Below are 17,096 nucleotides of genomic sequence, written 5' to 3'. Positions count from 1 at the left end.
GGGTCTATTCAGGTTGTTCCAGAGTTTTGATGTAATCGTAAATGGCCAACTGTGAGCGCACTTTACGGCGGTTGCCGCGCTGCACATGCCGATTACTCAGTTCTTTATCGACGATGCGTGCCTTTACGGTATCACTGAACAGGATGGCAATAATATCCTGTATGCGCTGTTTCAGAACAGGGTCAAGGATGGCCACCGCCACTTCGATACGGTGATCGATGTTGCGCGTCATCCAGTCTGCCGATGACAGGAACACTTTTTTATCGCCGCCGTTTTCAAAAATATAGACACGGTCATGCTCCAGATAGCGGTCAACAATACTGATAACACGGATGTTTTCGCTGATCCCTTCAAGATCCGGAATCAGCGAACACATGCCGCGCACCAGCAGGTTCACCCTCACGCCAACGCTGGATGCGGTGTAGAGCCGGTCGACCAATCCCTTGTCCACCAGATTGTTAATTTTCAGCGTAATGCCAGCCGGGATTTTGTTCTGCGCGTTGGCAATTTCCTGATCGATCAGCTGATAAAGCATGCGACGTGAGTTCTGCGGCGACACCATCAGATGATCAAAGGTCACCGGCCGATAAGGGTTTTCGATAAAGTTAAACACCCGGCGGACTTCGTTAGTGATACGCGCATCGGCGGTCAACAGCGAATAGTCGGTATAGATACGGGCGGTTTTTTCATTAAAGTTGCCGGTGCCGATATGGGCATAGCGCACCACCTCATCGCCTTCGCGGCGCGATACCAGAAACAGCTTGGCGTGAATTTTCAGCCCCGGCGCCGAGAAGATGACGTGTACGCCCGCTTCGGTCAGGCGCTTCGCCCAGTGAATGTTCGCTTCCTCATCAAAACGCGCCTGCAGCTCTACCACCACGGTGACTTTTTTGCCGTTATAGGCCGCGTGGATCATCGCGTCGATGATGCGCGAGTTCTTCGCTACGCGATAAATATTGATTTTGATCGCCAGTACGCTGGGATCAAACGAGGCCTGGCGCAACAGCTCCAGCACGTGCTCAAAGGTGTGATAAGGGTAATAGAGCAGGATGTCGCGATTACGGATCGCATCGAAGCCGTTACGGAAGCCATCAAAGCCGATATGGCGAATCTGCGGCAGCGGCTTGTTAACCAGATTGCTTTTGCCGACGTTGGGGAAGCTGATGAAGTCTTTAAAGTTGTGGTAACGGCCGCCGGGAATCACCGAATCGTAATTGGAGATGCTGAATTTTTCGCGCAGCATCTCAACCATCACGTTGGGCATATCGCGCTGGTAAACAAAACGCACCGGTTCGGCGGTCAGGCGCTGCTTCAGGCTGGATGACATCAGCTCCAGCAGGCTCGATTCCATTTCGGTGACCAGATCATATTCCGCATCACGCGTCATTTTCATTGAATAGGCGTTCAGCGCGTCATAATCGAAAAAGCCTTTGAAGATATCATCGAGGCAATAACGCAGGATGTTATCCAACAGAATCATTGGCTTGCGGCGGCGCGGCGATTCCGCAGGCAGGTTAACAAAGCGCGGCACCTTATCGGAAGGAATCTCCAGCAGCGCATACTGAATATCGTCGCCGCGGATAATTTCCACTGCCAGATAGGTGTAATCGTCCTTAAGGAATTCAGTCAGTTCGGTTTCGCGATTAACCAGAATGGGCGTCACGTGCTGACGCAGTTCGTGCTTAAAATAGTGGCGCAACCAGCTCTGCTGATTGGGCGAAAGTTGACGCTCGTTGATCAGGAAGATCTGATTACGCGCCATCTCCAGCAGCAGATCGTTATACAGGCTGTCAAACTCAAGGTCCGCTTTGATCACGCGCTGCTGAATTTTTTTGATCAAATGGCGATGTGAACTGGCGGAACCCTGCTCTTCGCCGATTAAAATGCGCCGCTTCAGATCGGCAAAGCGCACCTTATAAAATTCATCAAGATTGTTGGAGTAAATCCCTAAAAAGCGCATACGCTCAATCAAAGGGTTAATTTTATCGGCGGCTTCCTGTAATACGCGTTCGTTAAAAGCCAACCAGCTTAGTTCTTTTTCGATGTACAGCTTTTCCTGACCCATTGTTACTCCGTTCAATAAAATGAGGGCACGGCAAAGTGTCCACGATCATTATGGCGAGAGTATGGCAGTAATGTCCAACGGCAACGGTTGTCATATCAAGCAGCTACGGGCAACATAGCGCTTTCCACTCTTCGGGTCAGTTTCAGGCATGATTGAAAACCGTATTCCTGTCCATTTCAGCGATCGTCGTCGTCGCAACATCGACCGTCTGGTTCGACGTGCCGTGACGGCCTGCGGCGTGGGCGTGCTGCTGGTTATGCTGCTGCTGTTTTTCTGGCTGATTGTGGTGGTGGTGCCGCTGTTTGCCCCCGCCAGCCTCAAACCCGGACAGACGATTGAACTGACCGATCCACAGCCGACGTTGGCACTGGGCCTGCAGGATAAATGGGCCTGGCGCATTGACGCCCGCGGTGCGGCGCGTTTTATCGGCCTTAACGGTCAGCCGACGCAGCCTGCGCTACAGCTTAGCCAGCCACCCGAACGCGTGGTCAGTAGCGTCGACAACCAAACTCTGGCGCTGATCCAGCCACAGCATCGTTTTATGCTGCTGCAACCGGCTGCGATCGTCGCCGATATAGCGTGGCGTTTTCCGCTGGGTGATACACCGCTGGCGCTGCCGGCGCAGAATATTGACACTGCCGCGCTGGCGCAGCGGGCAGATAACCGCTGGCGTCTGGCGGTGGCTGACGCACAGCAGATCAGCGTGGCTGAGCTGCAGGCGGATCGGCCGCCGGTCTGGCAGACGCTCTCTTCCGGCGCGACGTCGCTGGCGATCTCACCGGATGGTCATCAGCTCTACGCCGCGCTGGGGCGTCAACTTCAGCTGTGGAGCCTGCGCGGTGAACAGCCGGCGCTACAACAAACGTTATCGCTGCCGCTGCCGGTCAAAGGATTACGTCTGCTCAGCGGCGGTCGCTCACTGCTGGTGATTGATGATAACGGCATCAGCCAGTGGTTCTCTGTGATGCAGGCGCAGGGCGCGCAGCTGACGCGCAGCCGTGAGTTTGCTGAAGCGGATGGCCGCGGACAGGTGATCGCCGAGGTGCATCGCCGCGCCTTTGCCACCCTTTCTGCAGAGGGCAAACTCCAGTTTTTTGCCAGCAAGCAGGCAGGTCCGATATTCACTCATCAGTTTGCCGCCGGAACAAACCATATCGCCATTTCGCCGCAGGGAAATCAGCTGCTGACCGAACGCGCTGGCCAGCTGCAAACATGGCAGCTCGATAACCCGTGGCCGGATGTCAGCTGGCGCAGCCTGTGGCAAAAAGTCTGGTATGAAAATTATCCGGCGCCCGACTGGGTGTGGCAATCCACCGCCGCCAACGACGATTATCAGGCGAAGTTCAGCCTGGTGCCGATGGTCAGCGGCACCCTGAAAGCCGCACTGCTGGCGCTGCTGTTTGCCATGCCGCTGGCGCTGGCGGCGGCGATGTATACCGCCTGGTTTATGTCTCCGGCGCTGCGACGCTGGGTAAAACCGGCGATTGAGATGATGGGCGCGCTGCCGAGCGTGGTGATTGGCCTGATTGCCGGACTGTGGCTGGCGCCGAAGGTCGCCGATCATCTGCTGGCGGTGTTGCTGCTGCCGTTTATCCTCGCGGCGGCAATTCTGCTGTTTGGCTGGGCCTGCAATAAACTCACCGGTCGCTGGCGTCAGCCCGCCGGACGTGAAGTGGCGTTGCTGCTACCCTGGCTGCTGTTGATCACGCTGCTGACGCTCTGGCTACTGCCCGCCGTCGAGCAGCAGTTGCTGGGTGATTCGCTGGTGGGCCGCTTGCAGCACAGCTATCAACAGCGCAACTTGCTCATCGCGGGCGTCGCGATGGGGTTTGCGCTGGTGCCGCTGATTTTCACCCTTGCCGAAGATGCGCTGTTCAGCGTGCCCGCGGCGCTGGGGCAGGGGTCGCTGGCACTTGGCGCGACACCATGGCAAACCCTGACGCGCATTGTGTTGCCGGGCGCATCGGCGGGCATTTTTGCCGCGCTGATGATTGGTTTTGGCCGTGCGGTAGGCGAAACGATGATTGTGCTGATGGCCACCGGCAATACGCCGCAAACCTCCGACGGCCTGTTCAACGGCGCGCGTGCGCTCTCCGCCAACATCGCCATTGAGATGCCGGAAGCGGCGGCGGGCAGCGCGCACTATCGCATCCTCTTTCTTAGTGCGCTGGTGCTGCTCGCCTTTACGCTGGTCGTGAATACGCTGGCGGAGATGGTGCGTCAGCGCCTGCGCCGCCGCTACGGTCAGCATGAGGGACAGGGATGAACATCGCTAAACAAAACGATCGCTGGCGCTGGCTGACGGCGGGCGCGGTGGCGGTGAGTCTGCTGGCGTTTGCCACGCTGATCGTGCTGCTCGCCTGGCAAGGTTTTCGCGCCTTCTGGCCGCAGCCGGTAACGCTGTTTACCCTGCACAGCGCGCCGGGTCAGCTGTTGGGAGAGGTGGTCAGTCGCGAACACTACGATCGCCAGCAGCAGTTGCTGCGTGGGCTGTCAGCCGACGGGGCACATCCGGTTACGCGCTACGTTATCAAAACCGGCAACCGCGACTTTTCCGATGCCGATTTTCATAGCCTGCTCGACGGTGAGATCGTGCGCCAGCAGCGGCCCAGGGCGATCATGGTGCTGCAGCGGCGCAGCGGCGGTAACGCCTACGGCTGGTTTGTTGAGCTGCGCGAAGGCGATCAGCCGCTGACGGCGCAAAATCCGCAGGCGATGCTGCAACAGCGGCTACAACAGGTGCGGTTGCAGCGTCGTCAGGCGGAGAATATTCGTCAGGTGGAGATGGCGAAGATCAACGCCCAGCTGGAAGCGCTGGATGATGAGGCCGGGCAGCAGCGGCGCGCAGGTCGCTTCAATGCTGAACAGCAGTCAATTTACGCAGCCGATCAGCTGGCGCTGCAACGGCAGTTTACGCTTCAGGCGGAACGGCTTGCGTCGCTGTTGAACGACAGCGAGCGCGATGCGCTGATTCTGCGTGACGCGCAGGGGGTTGAGCACCGCATTCCGCTGTCGCAGATTGTGCACGCCTGGTATCCCAACAGCATGACCTTATCGCAGCAGCTGAGCCATTTTTTCCAGCAGCTGTGGCACTTTCTCAGCGACAGTTCTGGCGCCAGTCAAAGCGAAGGCGGCGTGTTTCCGGCGATCTTCGGCACCATTTTAATGGTGTTGATGATGTCGATCGTGGTGATGCCACTCGGTGTGGTGGCGGCGATCTGGCTGCATGAATATGCCGGAAAAAACCTGATCACCCAGCTGGTGCGCATTGCGGTGGTCAATCTGGCGGGCGTGCCATCGATCGTTTACGGTGTGTTTGGCCTCGGTTTTTTTGTCTGGCTGGTGGGCGGCACGCTGGATCAGCTCTTCTTTGCGCACAATTTACCAAACCCGACGTTTGGCACGCCGGGCCTGCTCTGGGCGTCGTTAACGCTGGCGCTGCTGACCTTGCCGGTGGTGATTGTGGCCACCGAAGAGGGGTTGTCGCGCATTCCGGCCAGCCTGCGTCAGGGCGCGCTGGCGCTGGGCGCGACGCGTGCTGAAACGCTGTGGCAAATTACCCTGCCAATGGCGGTTCCGGCGATGCTGACCGGCCTGATCCTCGCCGTGGCCCGTGCGGCCGGCGAAACCGCGCCCCTGATGCTGGTAGGCGTGGTGAAAATGGTGCCGGAGCTGCCGGTTGACGCGGTGTTTCCCTATCTGCATCTTGACCGCAAGTTTATGCATCTGGGTTTTCAGATCTACGATCTCGCCTTTCAGAGTCCTAATGCCGAAGCGGATCGCCCGCTGGTTTACGCCAGCGCATTGTTGCTGGTCACCATCATTATCAGCCTTAATTTACTGGCGATGGCGCTGCGTCATCGTCTGCGCGAGCGCTATCGCGCCTTGACTCAATAACCTGGAACTCGTTATGGCCGATGTTGAAGTCGCACTGGCAGTGGAAAATTTATCGTTGTGGTATGGCAGCAAGCAGGCGCTGAATACTATTTCGCTGAACATTCCCAGGAATCGTATCACCGCGTTGATCGGCCCGTCCGGCTGCGGTAAATCGACGCTGCTGCGCTGTTTTAATCGCATGAACGATTTGATCGACGACTGCCGTATCGAAGGCGATATTCGCCTGGAGGATCGCTCTATCCTGCAATCAGGCGACGATCTCTCGGCGTTACGGCGGCGGGTGGGCATGGTTTTCCAGCGGCCCAACCCGTTTCCTAAATCGATCTACGAAAACGTGGTCTACGGACTTCGCCTGCAGGGCGTACGCGATCGGCGCGTGCTCAATGAAGCGACCGAGCGGGCACTGCGTGCTGCGGCGCTGTGGCCGGAAGTGAAAGATAATCTGGGGCAAAATGCGCTACAGCTCTCCAGCGGACAACAGCAACGGCTGGTGATCGCCCGCGCTATTGCGATCGAACCGGAAGTGCTGCTGCTGGATGAGCCGACTTCGGCGCTCGATCCCATCTCCACGCTGGTGGTGGAAGAGCTGATGAGCACGCTTAAGCAGCATTTCACGCTGGTACTGGTGACACACAATATGCAGCAGGCGGCGCGCGTATCAGATTACACCGCGTTTATGCATCATGGTGCGCTGGTTGAGTTTGCGGATACCGATACCATCTTCACCGCGCCGAAAGTGCGCCGCACGGAAGAGTACATTACCGGTCGATTTGGCTGATTAAAAAACGGTTTCCCGGGCGGGAAACCGGCTGTTTTACTCTTCGGCGTAACCCTGTGGCGGCAGTCGAACGCCATCCAGCCAGGCCGCATTGTCGCGCATTTCCAGCCTGCCAGCGGTAAACCAGCTCACCACCAGCGGATAGATCGCGTGCTCCTGATGCTGCACGCGCGCGATAACTTCGGCTTCGCTGTCTTCGGCAAATACCGGCACCCTGGCCTGTAGAATCACCGGCCCGCCATCCAGCTTGTCGGTGACAAAATGCACTGAGGTGCCGTGTTCCTTGTCGCCGTTGTCCAGCGCCTGACGATGCGTGTGCAGGCCAGGGTATTTCGGCAGCAGGGAAGGGTGGATGTTCAGCAGACGATCGTGGTAGTGCGCCACGAACTGCGGGCTGAGAATGCGCATATAGCCCGCGAGCACCAGCAGATCGGGCTGCCAGCGATCGATCTCTTCGATCAGCTGGCGATCAAAAGCTTCACGATCGGCAAACGCACTGGCTGACAATGCAAACGCCGGAATGGCAGCGTTGCGCGCACGTTCCAGACCAAACGCGCTGGCTTTATTACTGAACACGGCCACCACGCGGCCGTTGATGCGGTCCTGCTGGCAGGCATCCATGATTGCCTGAAGGTTGCTTCCACTGCCGGACACCAGCACGACGATGCGTTTCATGAATTGATAACCACACGCTCAGCGGCATCAGATGCTTTGATCACGCCAATCTTCCACGCCTGCTCGCCGGCATCGTTCATCAGCTGCACCGCTTTGTCCGCTTCTTCCGGGCTCAACACGATCAGCATGCCCACGCCACAGTTAAAGGTGCGATACATTTCGTGACGGCTGACGTTGCCCGCGTGCTGCATCCAGTCAAATACCGCTGGCCACTGCCAGCTCGACTCTTCCAGCACCGCCTGCGTGTTATCCGGCAGAACGCGCGGAATGTTTTCCCAGAAACCGCCGCCGGTGAGGTGCGCAATCGCGTGCACATCAACCTGTTCAATCAGGCTGAGAATATTTTTAACGTAGATGCGGGTCGGCGCCAGCAGGTGATCGGCCAGCGGTTTGCCTTCCAGCTGGTGGGTTGCCGGATCGGTCTGACTTACCTGCAGGATTTTGCGCACCAGTGAGTAGCCGTTGGAGTGCGGGCCGCTGGAGCCGAGTGCGATCAGCACATCACCGTCGGTGACCTTGCTGCCGTCAATGATCTCTGATTTTTCCACCACGCCAACGCAGAAGCCGGCCACGTCGTAATCTTCGCCGTGATACATGCCTGGCATTTCTGCGGTTTCGCCGCCAACCAGCGCACAGCCCGACTGCAGGCAGCCTTCGGCAATGCCTTCAATGACCGCGGCGGCAGTATCCACATCCAGCTTGCCGGTGGCGTAATAATCGAGGAAGAACAGCGGCTCGGCGCCCTGGACCACCAAATCGTTCACGCACATGGCGACCAGATCGATACCGATGCTGTCGTGACGTTTCAAATCCATGGCCAGACGCAGTTTAGTGCCAACGCCGTCGGTGCCGGAAACCAGCACCGGCTCACGGTATTTTTGCGGCAGCGCGCAAAGGGCACCAAAGCCGCCCAGTCCGCCCATCACTTCGGGACGGCGGGTTTTTTTCACTACGCCTTTGATACGATCGACTAACGCGTTGCCTGCATCGATATCAACGCCGGCGTCTTTATAGCTGAGAGAGGTTTTGTCGGTCACTGCGAAATCCCCACGCGGTTTGCGGTTGGTGGTTTGAAAAAAGCGCGGCAATTCTAACAGCGCAAGCAAACGTTTGCGAGTGCCTTATCACGCGGCAGATTGCGTTACCTGACAAAATGTCCGATCCTTGCGAAAGCTCCGCTTTGGCGTTTAATTGCCATAAGTCATATGGCGTTGAAAACAAAAGGCGGTATAATCCCGCGATTTTTTTTCGCTCAACTCAATGCCGGAGAACAACAATGAAGATCGTGGAAGTCAAACACCCGCTGGTCAAACATAAACTGGGTCTGATGCGTGAGCATGATGTAAGCACCAAGCGTTTCCGCGAGCTGGCATCAGAAGTGGGTAGCCTGTTGACCTACGAAGCCACTGCCGATCTGGAAACCGAGCGCGTTACGATTGAGGGCTGGAATGGCCCGGTTGAGATCGATCAGATCAAAGGCAAGAAGATTACCGTGGTGCCGATTCTGCGCGCCGGTCTGGGTATGATGGAAGGGGTGCTTGAGCACGTGCCGAGTGCGCGTATCAGCGTGGTGGGCGTCTATCGTGACGAAGAGACGCTGGAGCCAGTACCTTACTTTCAGAAGCTGGTATCAAATATCGAAGAGCGCATGGCGTTGGTGGTTGACCCGATGCTGGCAACCGGCGGCTCAATGATCGCCACCATCGACCTGCTGAAAAAAGCGGGCTGCACCAGCATTAAGGTGCTGGTACTGGTGGCCGCGCCGGAAGGGATCAAGGCGCTGGAGAAGGCGCACCCGGACGTTGAGTTGTATACCGCGTCGGTGGATCAGGGCCTCAACGAGAAAGGGTATATCATCCCCGGTCTTGGGGATGCCGGCGATAAGATCTTTGGCACTAAATGATGTTCCTTGCGGGCTATTTTACTGGCCACTTTACCTCCGCGCAGTGCGCGCAATCCTCACGTACTTCAGTACGCTCCGGTTGCTGTGCGCTGAGCGTCTGTAAATTGGCGGCGACAATAACGCCCGTGCTTCAGCAAGGTCAACTGGCGGGTCAACGGCAAGGTCAATGCCAGGTTCAGCGGTCGGGATCCTGGTCGGGGCTGGAGCCGTTACCGATTCAGTTTGGTGAGCATTGCGGGCGGCAGGCCAGTGATGCCCGCCGCAATGTTTGCAGAAAGTCTTGTTCGAACAGCCGACCAGAGGGTCGGCTTTTTTTTGGTTTTTTTAGCCGCCAGAAGAGGATAAATAATGACTCGTCGCGCCATCGGCGTTAGTGAACGCCCACCGCTGTTGCAGACCATTCCGCTCAGCTTTCAGCATCTGTTTGCCATGTTTGGCGCGACGGTGCTGGTGCCTATTCTGTTCCATATTAATCCGGCCACCGTGCTGCTGTTTAATGGCCTCGGTACTTTGCTCTATCTGTTCATCTGTAAGGGAAAAATCCCTGCTTATCTCGGTTCGAGCTTTGCCTTTATTTCTCCGGTGCTGCTATTACTGCCGCTGGGATATGAAGTGGCGCTGGGCGGCTTTATCCTCTGCGGCGTGCTGTTTTGTGTGGTGGCGCTGATCGTGAAAAAAGCGGGCACCGGCTGGCTGGACGTGATGTTTCCTCCAGCGGCGATGGGCGCGATTGTGGCGGTCATTGGTCTGGAACTGGCGGGCGTAGCGGCGAACATGGCCGGGCTGTTACCGGCTGAAGGCAGCGCAGCAGATAGCACTGCGGTGACCATTTCACTGGTTACGCTGGCGGTGACCATCTTCGGCTCGGTGCTGTTTCGCGGTTTTCTGGCGATTATCCCGATCCTGATCGGCGTGGTGGTCGGCTATGCGCTGTCGTTTGCGATGGGCATCGTGGACTGGACGCCGGTTTACAATGCGCCGTGGTTTGCTTTGCCGACCTTCTATACGCCACGCTTTGAGTGGGCGGCGATGCTGACCATTCTGCCCGCTGCGCTGGTGGTGATCGCCGAGCATATCGGTCATCTGGTGGTGACCGCTAACATCGTCAAAAAGGATCTGCTGCGCGACCCCGGCCTGCATCGCTCGATGTTTGCTAACGGCGTTTCAACTATCTTCTCCGGCCTGTTTGGCTCAACGCCCAACACCACCTACGGGGAAAATATCGGCGTGATGGCGATCACGCGGGTATACAGCACCTGGGTCATCGGTGGCGCAGCCATTCTGGCGATTCTGCTCTCCTGCGTCGGCAAGCTGGCGGCAGCCATTCAGGCCATTCCGGTGCCGGTAATGGGCGGCGTTTCGCTGCTGCTTTATGGCGTGATTGGCGCCTCCGGTATTCGCGTGTTGATCGAATCAAAGGTCGATTACAACAAGGCACAGAATCTGATTCTGACCTCAGTAATCCTGATCATTGGCGTCAGCGGTGCCAAAATTCATATCGGCGCCGCCGAGCTGAAGGGCATGGCGCTGGCAACCATCGTTGGCGTCGGTCTTAGCCTGATCTTCAAAGCGATCAGCCTGCTGCGCCCGGAAGAAGTAGTGCTGGAAGCTGACGACAACGCGCCACGATGACGATCGCCCGGGCAGCCCGGCTGCCCGTTTCGTCTCTGCCGCAAAGTTGTGATAAACTTCCCGCGATTTTTTGCCCGCCCTGACCGAGGTAATTCTGAACACGCCGGCACAACTTTCATTGCCACTCTATCTGCCCGATGACGAAACCTTCGCCAGTTTCTGGCCGGGGGAAAACCCGTCGCTGCTTGCCGCGCTGACCGGCGCACTGCAACAGGAACATGGCAGCTACCTCTATTTCTGGTCACGGGAAGGCGGTGGACGTAGTCATCTGCTGCATGCCGCCTGCGCACAGATGTCAGCACGTGGCGAAGCGGTCGGTTATGTGCCGCTGGATAAGCGCACCTGGTTTGTGCCGGAAGTGTTAGACGGGATGGAACAGATGGCGCTGGTCTGCATCGATAACATCGAATGCATCGCCGGTGACGACGCCTGGGAAATGGCGATCTTCGATCTCTACAACCGCATTCTGGAAACCGGTAAAACCCGGCTGTTGATCACTGGCGATCGGCCGCCGCGGCAGCTCAATTTGCAGCTGCCCGATCTCGCCTCGCGGCTCGACTGGGGCCAGATCTACCGTCTGCAACCGCTGTCGGATGAAGATAAACTGCAGGCGCTTAAGCTGCGCGCCAACCTGCGCGGTTTTGAACTGCCGGATGATGTGGGCCGCTTTCTGCTGAAGCGGCTCGACCGCGAAATGCGCACGCTGTTCGTTACGCTGGATCGTCTCGATCGCGCGTCGATCAGCGCCCAGCGCAAGCTCACCATTCCCTTCGTGAAAGATATCCTCGCGCTGTAGGCGAGTTATCCCTTCTGATAACGGCGGAAACGCTGTTGCAACTGACGTAGCTGATCGATACGCGCATCGTACCGCGCCTGCTTCAGGCTGCCCAACGGCACCTGGGCGCTGGCGCTGCTGAGGGTCGTGATCGCCTGATCCAGCTGCCCGCCTAAAGCCAGTCCTTCGGCACGTGCCGACAGCTCTTCGTCACGCAGGTTTTGCGCTGCCGACGCCTGTGCAAGCAGATCCCAGCCGTTGCTGTCATCAGGATGCGCCCAGGTATAACGATTCAGAATGCGGCTGGCGTTGGCAGGCTGCTTCGCTTCCAGCAGGGCATTCGCCAGGTTGAGCTGCACCACCGGGCTGTTGCTCTTCACACTGCTCAACAGCGCAACCGCCTGCTGCGGCTGATTTAGGCCAATCTCAATGTCACTCATGATATCGAGATACCAGACGTTGGCCGGTTGTTTGGCCAGCAGTGGCGCAATGATACGCTTCGCATTATCAAAGCTTTTGGCCTGTAAAAATTGCACCGCTTTGCCGTACTGTGCGGCGGCCTGCTCACGGCTGTTGCCTTTCATCCACTCATTCAGCAGATCGTCACCCAGCTGATTCTGCCCGGTGGCGTACATACCCAGCGCCCGCACTTTCGCCATGTAAAAATCCTGGGAAGATTGCACTACCATCGGCTTCATCTGATTGGCGCGGTTGCGCGCGTCAGAAAGGCGGCTGTCGGGCAGCGGGTGGGTCAACAAAATTTCCGGCGGCCGGGAGGAGAAGCGTGACTGATCGGCGAGCTTTTGCAAAAAGTTGGGCATCGCCTGCGGATCGAAGCCCGCGCGCTGCAACACCTGAATGCCGATGCGATCCGCTTCCTGTTCATTATTCTGCGTAAAGGAGATGACGCCCTGCTGCGTACCCGCCAGCGTGCCGGTCAGCGCCGCCATGCCGCCCTGCGGATTAGCCATCGCCAGCAGGATAGAGCCGAGCACGCCCACCCAGGTCAGCGGCGCGTTGCGCTGCTGCTCTTCCATCGCACGCGCCAGATGGCGCTGGGTCACGTGCGAAATCTCATGCGCCATCACCGAGGCGAGCTGGCTTTCATTATCCGCATAGCGAAACAGCGCCGAATGCAGCACCACATTGCCGCCAAAAAAGGCGAAGGCGTTCAGCTCATCATTACGAATAAGGAAGAAATGGAAGGGCGTTCTGACCGACTGGGCATGCGATACCAGCCGCTGTCCCAGCTGATTAATGTAGTCATTAAGCAGCGGATCGTTGATCAGCGGCGCGCTGGCCCGCAGCTGGCGCACATAAAAGTCGCCCATCTGCAGTTCCTGATTGATCGACAGCGTTGCGCCCGCCGTGGTGCCAATATCCGGTAAATTATCTGGCATGTCCGCCCGTGCGGGCATCGCTGCGGCAAACTGGCAGCAGAGCAGAGTGGCAAGCACCGTTTTTTTCAAATCAATCATCATGCAGCGGTCCCGGAATGGAAAAGAGGATGGATCTGTGACACGCCGTTAGCGATGTCGGGCTGAACGTAAGTTATCTTAACGAGTGAGATAAAAGAATGAAACAACGTGCTGAGAGACGAAAATCGCGAGCTGGCATCAAAATTGCCGTAAAAAATTGAATATCTCTCTGCAGGAGCAACGCGGCGGTGTCAGCGACAGCGAACCTCAAGGCAAACGCTTTACCGCGCTGGATACTGCCTGCGCAAGCCGCAATAGGGACGAAATATCGATTAAAAAAATCGTCCGTAAAAATGGCGGTTTCTTAAAGTTATGTAAACACATTCAAATTTACTGAAAGTAATTGTCATGTTATCCAGGTATACTCTGAAAAATAGCCGTAGCAGGACACATTAGGTTTCGTATTTCAATTAGTTATTTTAATTGTAATGTTTATTATTTTTATAGGTTAATAGTTATATTTGGATCGATTTTCGCGCTGGAAATTGCACTTAGTGAATACCATTCCCCTTAACAGGTGAGCAATACGCTTTTCATTCCGGTGATGCTGCACTTTTACGTACCGCCTGTTCCTGTGAAAATCCCACCGCCTTAATCAACAACCTTTGATGATAACAGGCGTTAATTATCTTTCGTCTGTTGCCTGCCATTTTAGCGGCGAATTTAGACACTCATCTCAAATCAGCGCTGTGATATAGATGTCGCACTTTACTTTTTGCATCCGGCCAAGACCGGACATTCTGGAGCGCTTTTCTCATGCGAGCTGTTGTCTCTTATGCCCTCATCGCCATTATCGGCGGCGCAGTGGGCGCCGGTATTACCAAAAGCGGTGATATCTACGACAAGATTGCCACCCATCTCTCTTCACCGCCGAGCGATCCGGAAGGCTTCTGGACCACGCCGGCGGTGCCGGGATACGGCAAAATTCATTATGAAAATGATGCCGCCTATAAACCGGCGCCGGGCCTGAGCAATAAAATTGTCTTCCAGATTACCCGCAGCGACGGCGCCATGACCGATCCGAATCTGGGGCTGGAGCGCGTGGCGCGCGTGGTCAATCTCTACATTGCCGCGGGCGTGCCGAAGGAACAGCTGAAATTTGTGGTCTCGGTGACCGGTGATGCCACGCCAGCGCTACTGACCGACGATCATTTTCACAAGCTCTATGGTGTTAACAATCCCAACCTGAAGCTGATTCAGGAGCTTAACGCTATGGGCGTGGTGGTGTCGGTCTGCGATCAGTCGGTGGCCTTCCATCACTACCCCAACAACTGGATCGATAAATCTGTGGTACATGCGTTGTCCAGTCCGACCACGGTATCGACTTTAGAAAACCAGGGCTACGCCTGGTTACAAATGTAATTTTTATCTTTTTTTCAGGGAGTCTTCTATGCGTCCAGCGTCATACATTGTTATCGCGGCGGTTGCCGGTTTTATTGGCGGCAATGTGCTGCAGGCACCGGCGTTGTTCGACAAAGTGAGCGATCACTTTAGCGATAAAAAAAGCGAGCCGGCTAATTTCTGGTCAACGCCCGCGATCGACGGTTACGGCAAAATTCACTATGTCGATACCCCGGCTTACAAGCCTGGCACCGTTGCCGGTCTGAGCAATAAGATTGTGTTTCAGATCAACCGTAACGAGGGAGACATCAAGCAGACCAACCTCGGTCTGGAGCGTGTTGCGCGCGTGACTAACCTCTATTACGCCGCTGGCGTGCCGTTGAATAAGCTGGATTTTGTGGTCTCTATTAATGGCGATGCGGTTTCTGCGGCGCTGGATAATGACCATTTCAAAAAAGCGTACGGTATCGATAACCCCAATCTGAAGGTTATTTCTGAACTGGAAAAAGCGGGCGTCAAGGTGACGATTTGCGATCAGTCGGTGGCGTTCCATCAGCTTGAGCGTGAGTGGATCGACACCTCGGTTACCCACACCATCTCCAGCGGCACCACGGTGGCTACGCTGCAAAATGAAGGCTACGCCTTCCTGATGCTGTAACGCGTTTCCCGCCTCCGGCACGCCGGTTTGCTGTTCTCCGCCCGCACGCTATGTCATGCGGGCGGAGGCACAACCGTCGCTATCCCGCCGCTTCAATACCAGACTTAACTAAAATAAATTCAGCGTCAGGCCCTCAAGATATTCCTAATTTTTCCGTCAGGTGTACAATTGCGCCTGATTTTCAGGGTGATTCTTGTTTGCCAATACCAAAAAAACGCACGTTAAAAGGCGCTGAATAATGAAACTTATCTGCCTGCGAGTTTGCCAGTGATAGGGCGGCTTCGCCCCCGCACCGATCTGCGTACGCTGATCACCCTGCTGGCGGTTGCCAGTATCGTCATCACTCTAGCCAATGCGCTTTATGCTACCTGGCGCGTACAGCGTGCCGAGCTGATTGAAAATACGCTGGAAAATAACCGCGTCTATGCTGCCAAGCTGGCATCAACCACCGAACTCTTTTTTCAGCTGGCTCAGTCACAGCTGCGCTTTAGCGCCAACACGATCGGCAAAGACTTTGACGATGATGCGCTGTTGCAGAGCGAAGTGGATCGTCTGCGGGAACAGACCAGCAGCTTTAACTCGGTGGCGGTAATCGACGCAAATGGCTTTGTGCGCGCGATTTCACCGGAATCCCTGACCCTGAAAGGCATGCATCTTGACAGCGACAGCTCGCACGCTGCGCTGACCGCCCGTGCGCCGATGATCGGCAAACCCAGCATTTCGGCCGCTAATAATTTGATTGTATTTATCTCCACGCCCATCTGGTCGCGGGATGGCCGTTATCTTGGCTATGTGGGCGGCACGCTCTATCTGAAGAAGAAAAGCATTCTCAATTCGTTGCTGGGCGAACAGTATTATCGTGACGACACGTCGCTCTATGTGGTCGACAGCGACAATCAGGTGCTTTATCACCAGAACGGCAAGCGCGTCGGGCAAACCATCGCGCCTTTGGTGGATGATAAAACCCTCGACGCCAATAAAAATGGCGCGCTGGAAATTGACCATCTCGACAATGCATCGATGCTGGCAGGCTATGCCACGGTGCCAACCGCTGGCTGGCTGGTGGTAGCGCTGAAACCCACGTTGACCACGCTGCAGCCGCTGACCGGCTTGCTGTTTAACGTGCTGCGCCATTCGGTGCCGTTTGTGCTGCTGACGCTGCTGGCGTCGATGGTGCTGGCGCGGCTGATTGCCTCGCCGCTATGGCAACTGGCGCGGCGGGCGGGGCAGATGGAGGAGCCGGGCGTATCAGAAGAGATTGGCGCAATTCGCAGCTGGTACTTTGAAGCGGCGCAGATCAAGCGGGCGATGCGCACCGGCATTTTGAGCATGCAGGATAAAATTGGCCGTCTGCGCTCAGAGGTACAGAGCGATCCGCTCACCGGGCTGCTGAATCGCCGCGGGCTGAGTTCGGTGCTCGATTATCTGCTTGCTACCCAGCAGCCGTTTGCCATTCTGGCGATGGATATCGATCACTTTAAGCGCATCAACGATAACTGGGGCCACGATGTCGGCGATCGGGTGATTCAGCAGGTGGCTATCGAGCTGAACAACGCCTCACGTCAGACTGACGTGGTCTGTCGCAACGGCGGCGAGGAGTTTTTGATGATCCTGCCGGGCGCACAGCCGGAAATCGCCCGCACCATCGCCGAGCGGGTACGGCAAAGCATTTTCCAGTCGTCCATTGAACAGGTGGGTCAAATCTCTATCTCGATTGGCGTCTCATTCTGGCAGCCGGGCGACGGGCCGTTTGGCCCATTTTTCAAACAGGCGGACGATGCGCTTTATCAGGCCAAACATGCGGGCCGCAACCGCGTGGTGATCGCCGGTACCGTCGCCGAGCCGTTGCTTTAACGGCGCGAGCTGCTGCAAACACCGCTTACTGCTAACCCTG

General features: G+C 56.6%; 13 protein-coding genes. 9 read left to right on the top strand and 4 right to left on the bottom strand.

All coding sequences use genetic code 11. From position 1 onward, the window contains the following. Positions 1–4: 4 nt before the first annotated feature. The gene (gene ppk1, locus EM595_RS13100) at positions 5–2,065 is read right to left on the bottom strand and encodes a polyphosphate kinase 1 (protein WP_067432825.1); all 2,061 of its coding nucleotides are present in this window, start codon (positions 2,063–2,065) and stop codon (positions 5–7) included. A 148-nt stretch (positions 2,066–2,213) separates the two neighbouring features. On the opposite strand from ppk1, the gene EM595_RS13095 reads away from it, so the two are divergent. From EM595_RS13095 to pstB, 3 genes are read left to right on the top strand one after another with little or no spacing between them, the layout of a single operon-like run. After that, complete coding sequence (locus EM595_RS13095) at positions 2,214–4,331, top strand: ABC transporter permease subunit (RefSeq protein WP_067432822.1); 2,118 nt, start codon at positions 2,214–2,216, stop codon at positions 4,329–4,331. Continuing rightward, on the top strand, positions 4,328–5,962 hold the full coding sequence (gene pstA, locus EM595_RS13090) for a phosphate ABC transporter permease PstA (RefSeq protein ID WP_067432819.1): 1,635 nt from the start codon (positions 4,328–4,330) through the stop codon (positions 5,960–5,962). Before EM595_RS13095 ends, pstA begins: the two co-directional genes overlap by 4 nt. Before the next feature lie 13 nt (positions 5,963–5,975). Beyond that, the gene (gene pstB / locus EM595_RS13085; RefSeq protein ID WP_067432815.1) at positions 5,976–6,740 is read left to right on the top strand and encodes a phosphate ABC transporter ATP-binding protein PstB; all 765 of its coding nucleotides are present in this window, start codon (positions 5,976–5,978) and stop codon (positions 6,738–6,740) included. A 36-nt stretch (positions 6,741–6,776) separates the two neighbouring features. Here pstB and purN read toward each other — a convergent pair whose 3' ends face one another. Both purN and purM read right to left on the bottom strand, forming a co-directional pair. Next, the gene (gene purN / locus EM595_RS13080; RefSeq protein WP_067432812.1) at positions 6,777–7,415 is read right to left on the bottom strand and encodes a phosphoribosylglycinamide formyltransferase; all 639 of its coding nucleotides are present in this window, start codon (positions 7,413–7,415) and stop codon (positions 6,777–6,779) included. After that, positions 7,412–8,452, bottom strand: coding sequence for a phosphoribosylformylglycinamidine cyclo-ligase (purM, locus tag EM595_RS13075; RefSeq protein WP_067435465.1), 1,041 nt, complete (start codon positions 8,450–8,452; stop codon positions 7,412–7,414). The genes purN and purM overlap by 4 nt, the downstream gene beginning before the upstream one ends. Positions 8,453–8,691: 239 nt before the next feature. Here purM and upp point away from each other — a divergent pair, with 239 nt between their 5' ends. The 3 genes from upp to hda all read left to right on the top strand — a co-directional run bounded on the left by upp (position 8,692) and on the right by hda (position 11,746). Continuing rightward, positions 8,692–9,318, top strand: coding sequence for a uracil phosphoribosyltransferase (gene upp / locus EM595_RS13070; RefSeq protein WP_067432809.1), 627 nt, complete (start codon positions 8,692–8,694; stop codon positions 9,316–9,318). Between the two features lie 348 nt (positions 9,319–9,666). Continuing rightward, on the top strand, positions 9,667–10,950 hold the full coding sequence (uraA, locus tag EM595_RS13065; RefSeq protein WP_067432808.1) for a uracil permease: 1,284 nt from the start codon (positions 9,667–9,669) through the stop codon (positions 10,948–10,950). A 94-nt stretch (positions 10,951–11,044) separates the two neighbouring features. After that, on the top strand, positions 11,045–11,746 hold the full coding sequence (gene hda / locus EM595_RS13060) for a DnaA inactivator Hda (RefSeq protein WP_222938449.1): 702 nt from the start codon (positions 11,045–11,047) through the stop codon (positions 11,744–11,746). Positions 11,747–11,751: 5 nt separating this feature from the next. Here hda and bepA read toward each other — a convergent pair whose 3' ends face one another. Next, positions 11,752–13,206 (bottom strand): beta-barrel assembly-enhancing protease, encoded by a 1,455-nt coding sequence (bepA, locus tag EM595_RS13055; RefSeq protein ID WP_067432806.1) that lies wholly within the window; start codon positions 13,204–13,206, stop codon positions 11,752–11,754. Between the two features lie 753 nt (positions 13,207–13,959). On the opposite strand from bepA, the gene EM595_RS13045 reads away from it, so the two are divergent. The 3 genes from EM595_RS13045 (at position 13,960) to EM595_RS13035 (ending at position 17,056) form a co-directional block, all read left to right on the top strand. Next, positions 13,960–14,565: a DsrE family protein gene (locus EM595_RS13045; RefSeq protein WP_067432801.1), complete on the top strand. Its 606-nt coding sequence runs from the start codon at positions 13,960–13,962 to the stop codon at positions 14,563–14,565. A 28-nt stretch (positions 14,566–14,593) separates the two neighbouring features. Further along, positions 14,594–15,202, top strand: coding sequence for a DsrE family protein (locus tag EM595_RS13040; protein WP_067432799.1), 609 nt, complete (start codon positions 14,594–14,596; stop codon positions 15,200–15,202). A gap of 267 nt (positions 15,203–15,469) precedes the next feature. Further along, positions 15,470–17,056: a sensor domain-containing diguanylate cyclase gene (locus EM595_RS13035; protein ID WP_067435460.1), complete on the top strand. Its 1,587-nt coding sequence runs from the start codon at positions 15,470–15,472 to the stop codon at positions 17,054–17,056. Positions 17,057–17,096 lie beyond the last annotated feature (40 nt).

The sequence above is a fragment of the Duffyella gerundensis genome (assembly GCF_001517405.1).
In the GTDB taxonomy this organism is placed as follows: Bacteria; Pseudomonadota; Gammaproteobacteria; order Enterobacterales; family Enterobacteriaceae; genus Duffyella; species Duffyella gerundensis.
The sequence above is the reverse complement of the archived record's forward strand: the minus strand, read 5'-3'. Positions and strand labels throughout refer to the sequence as shown.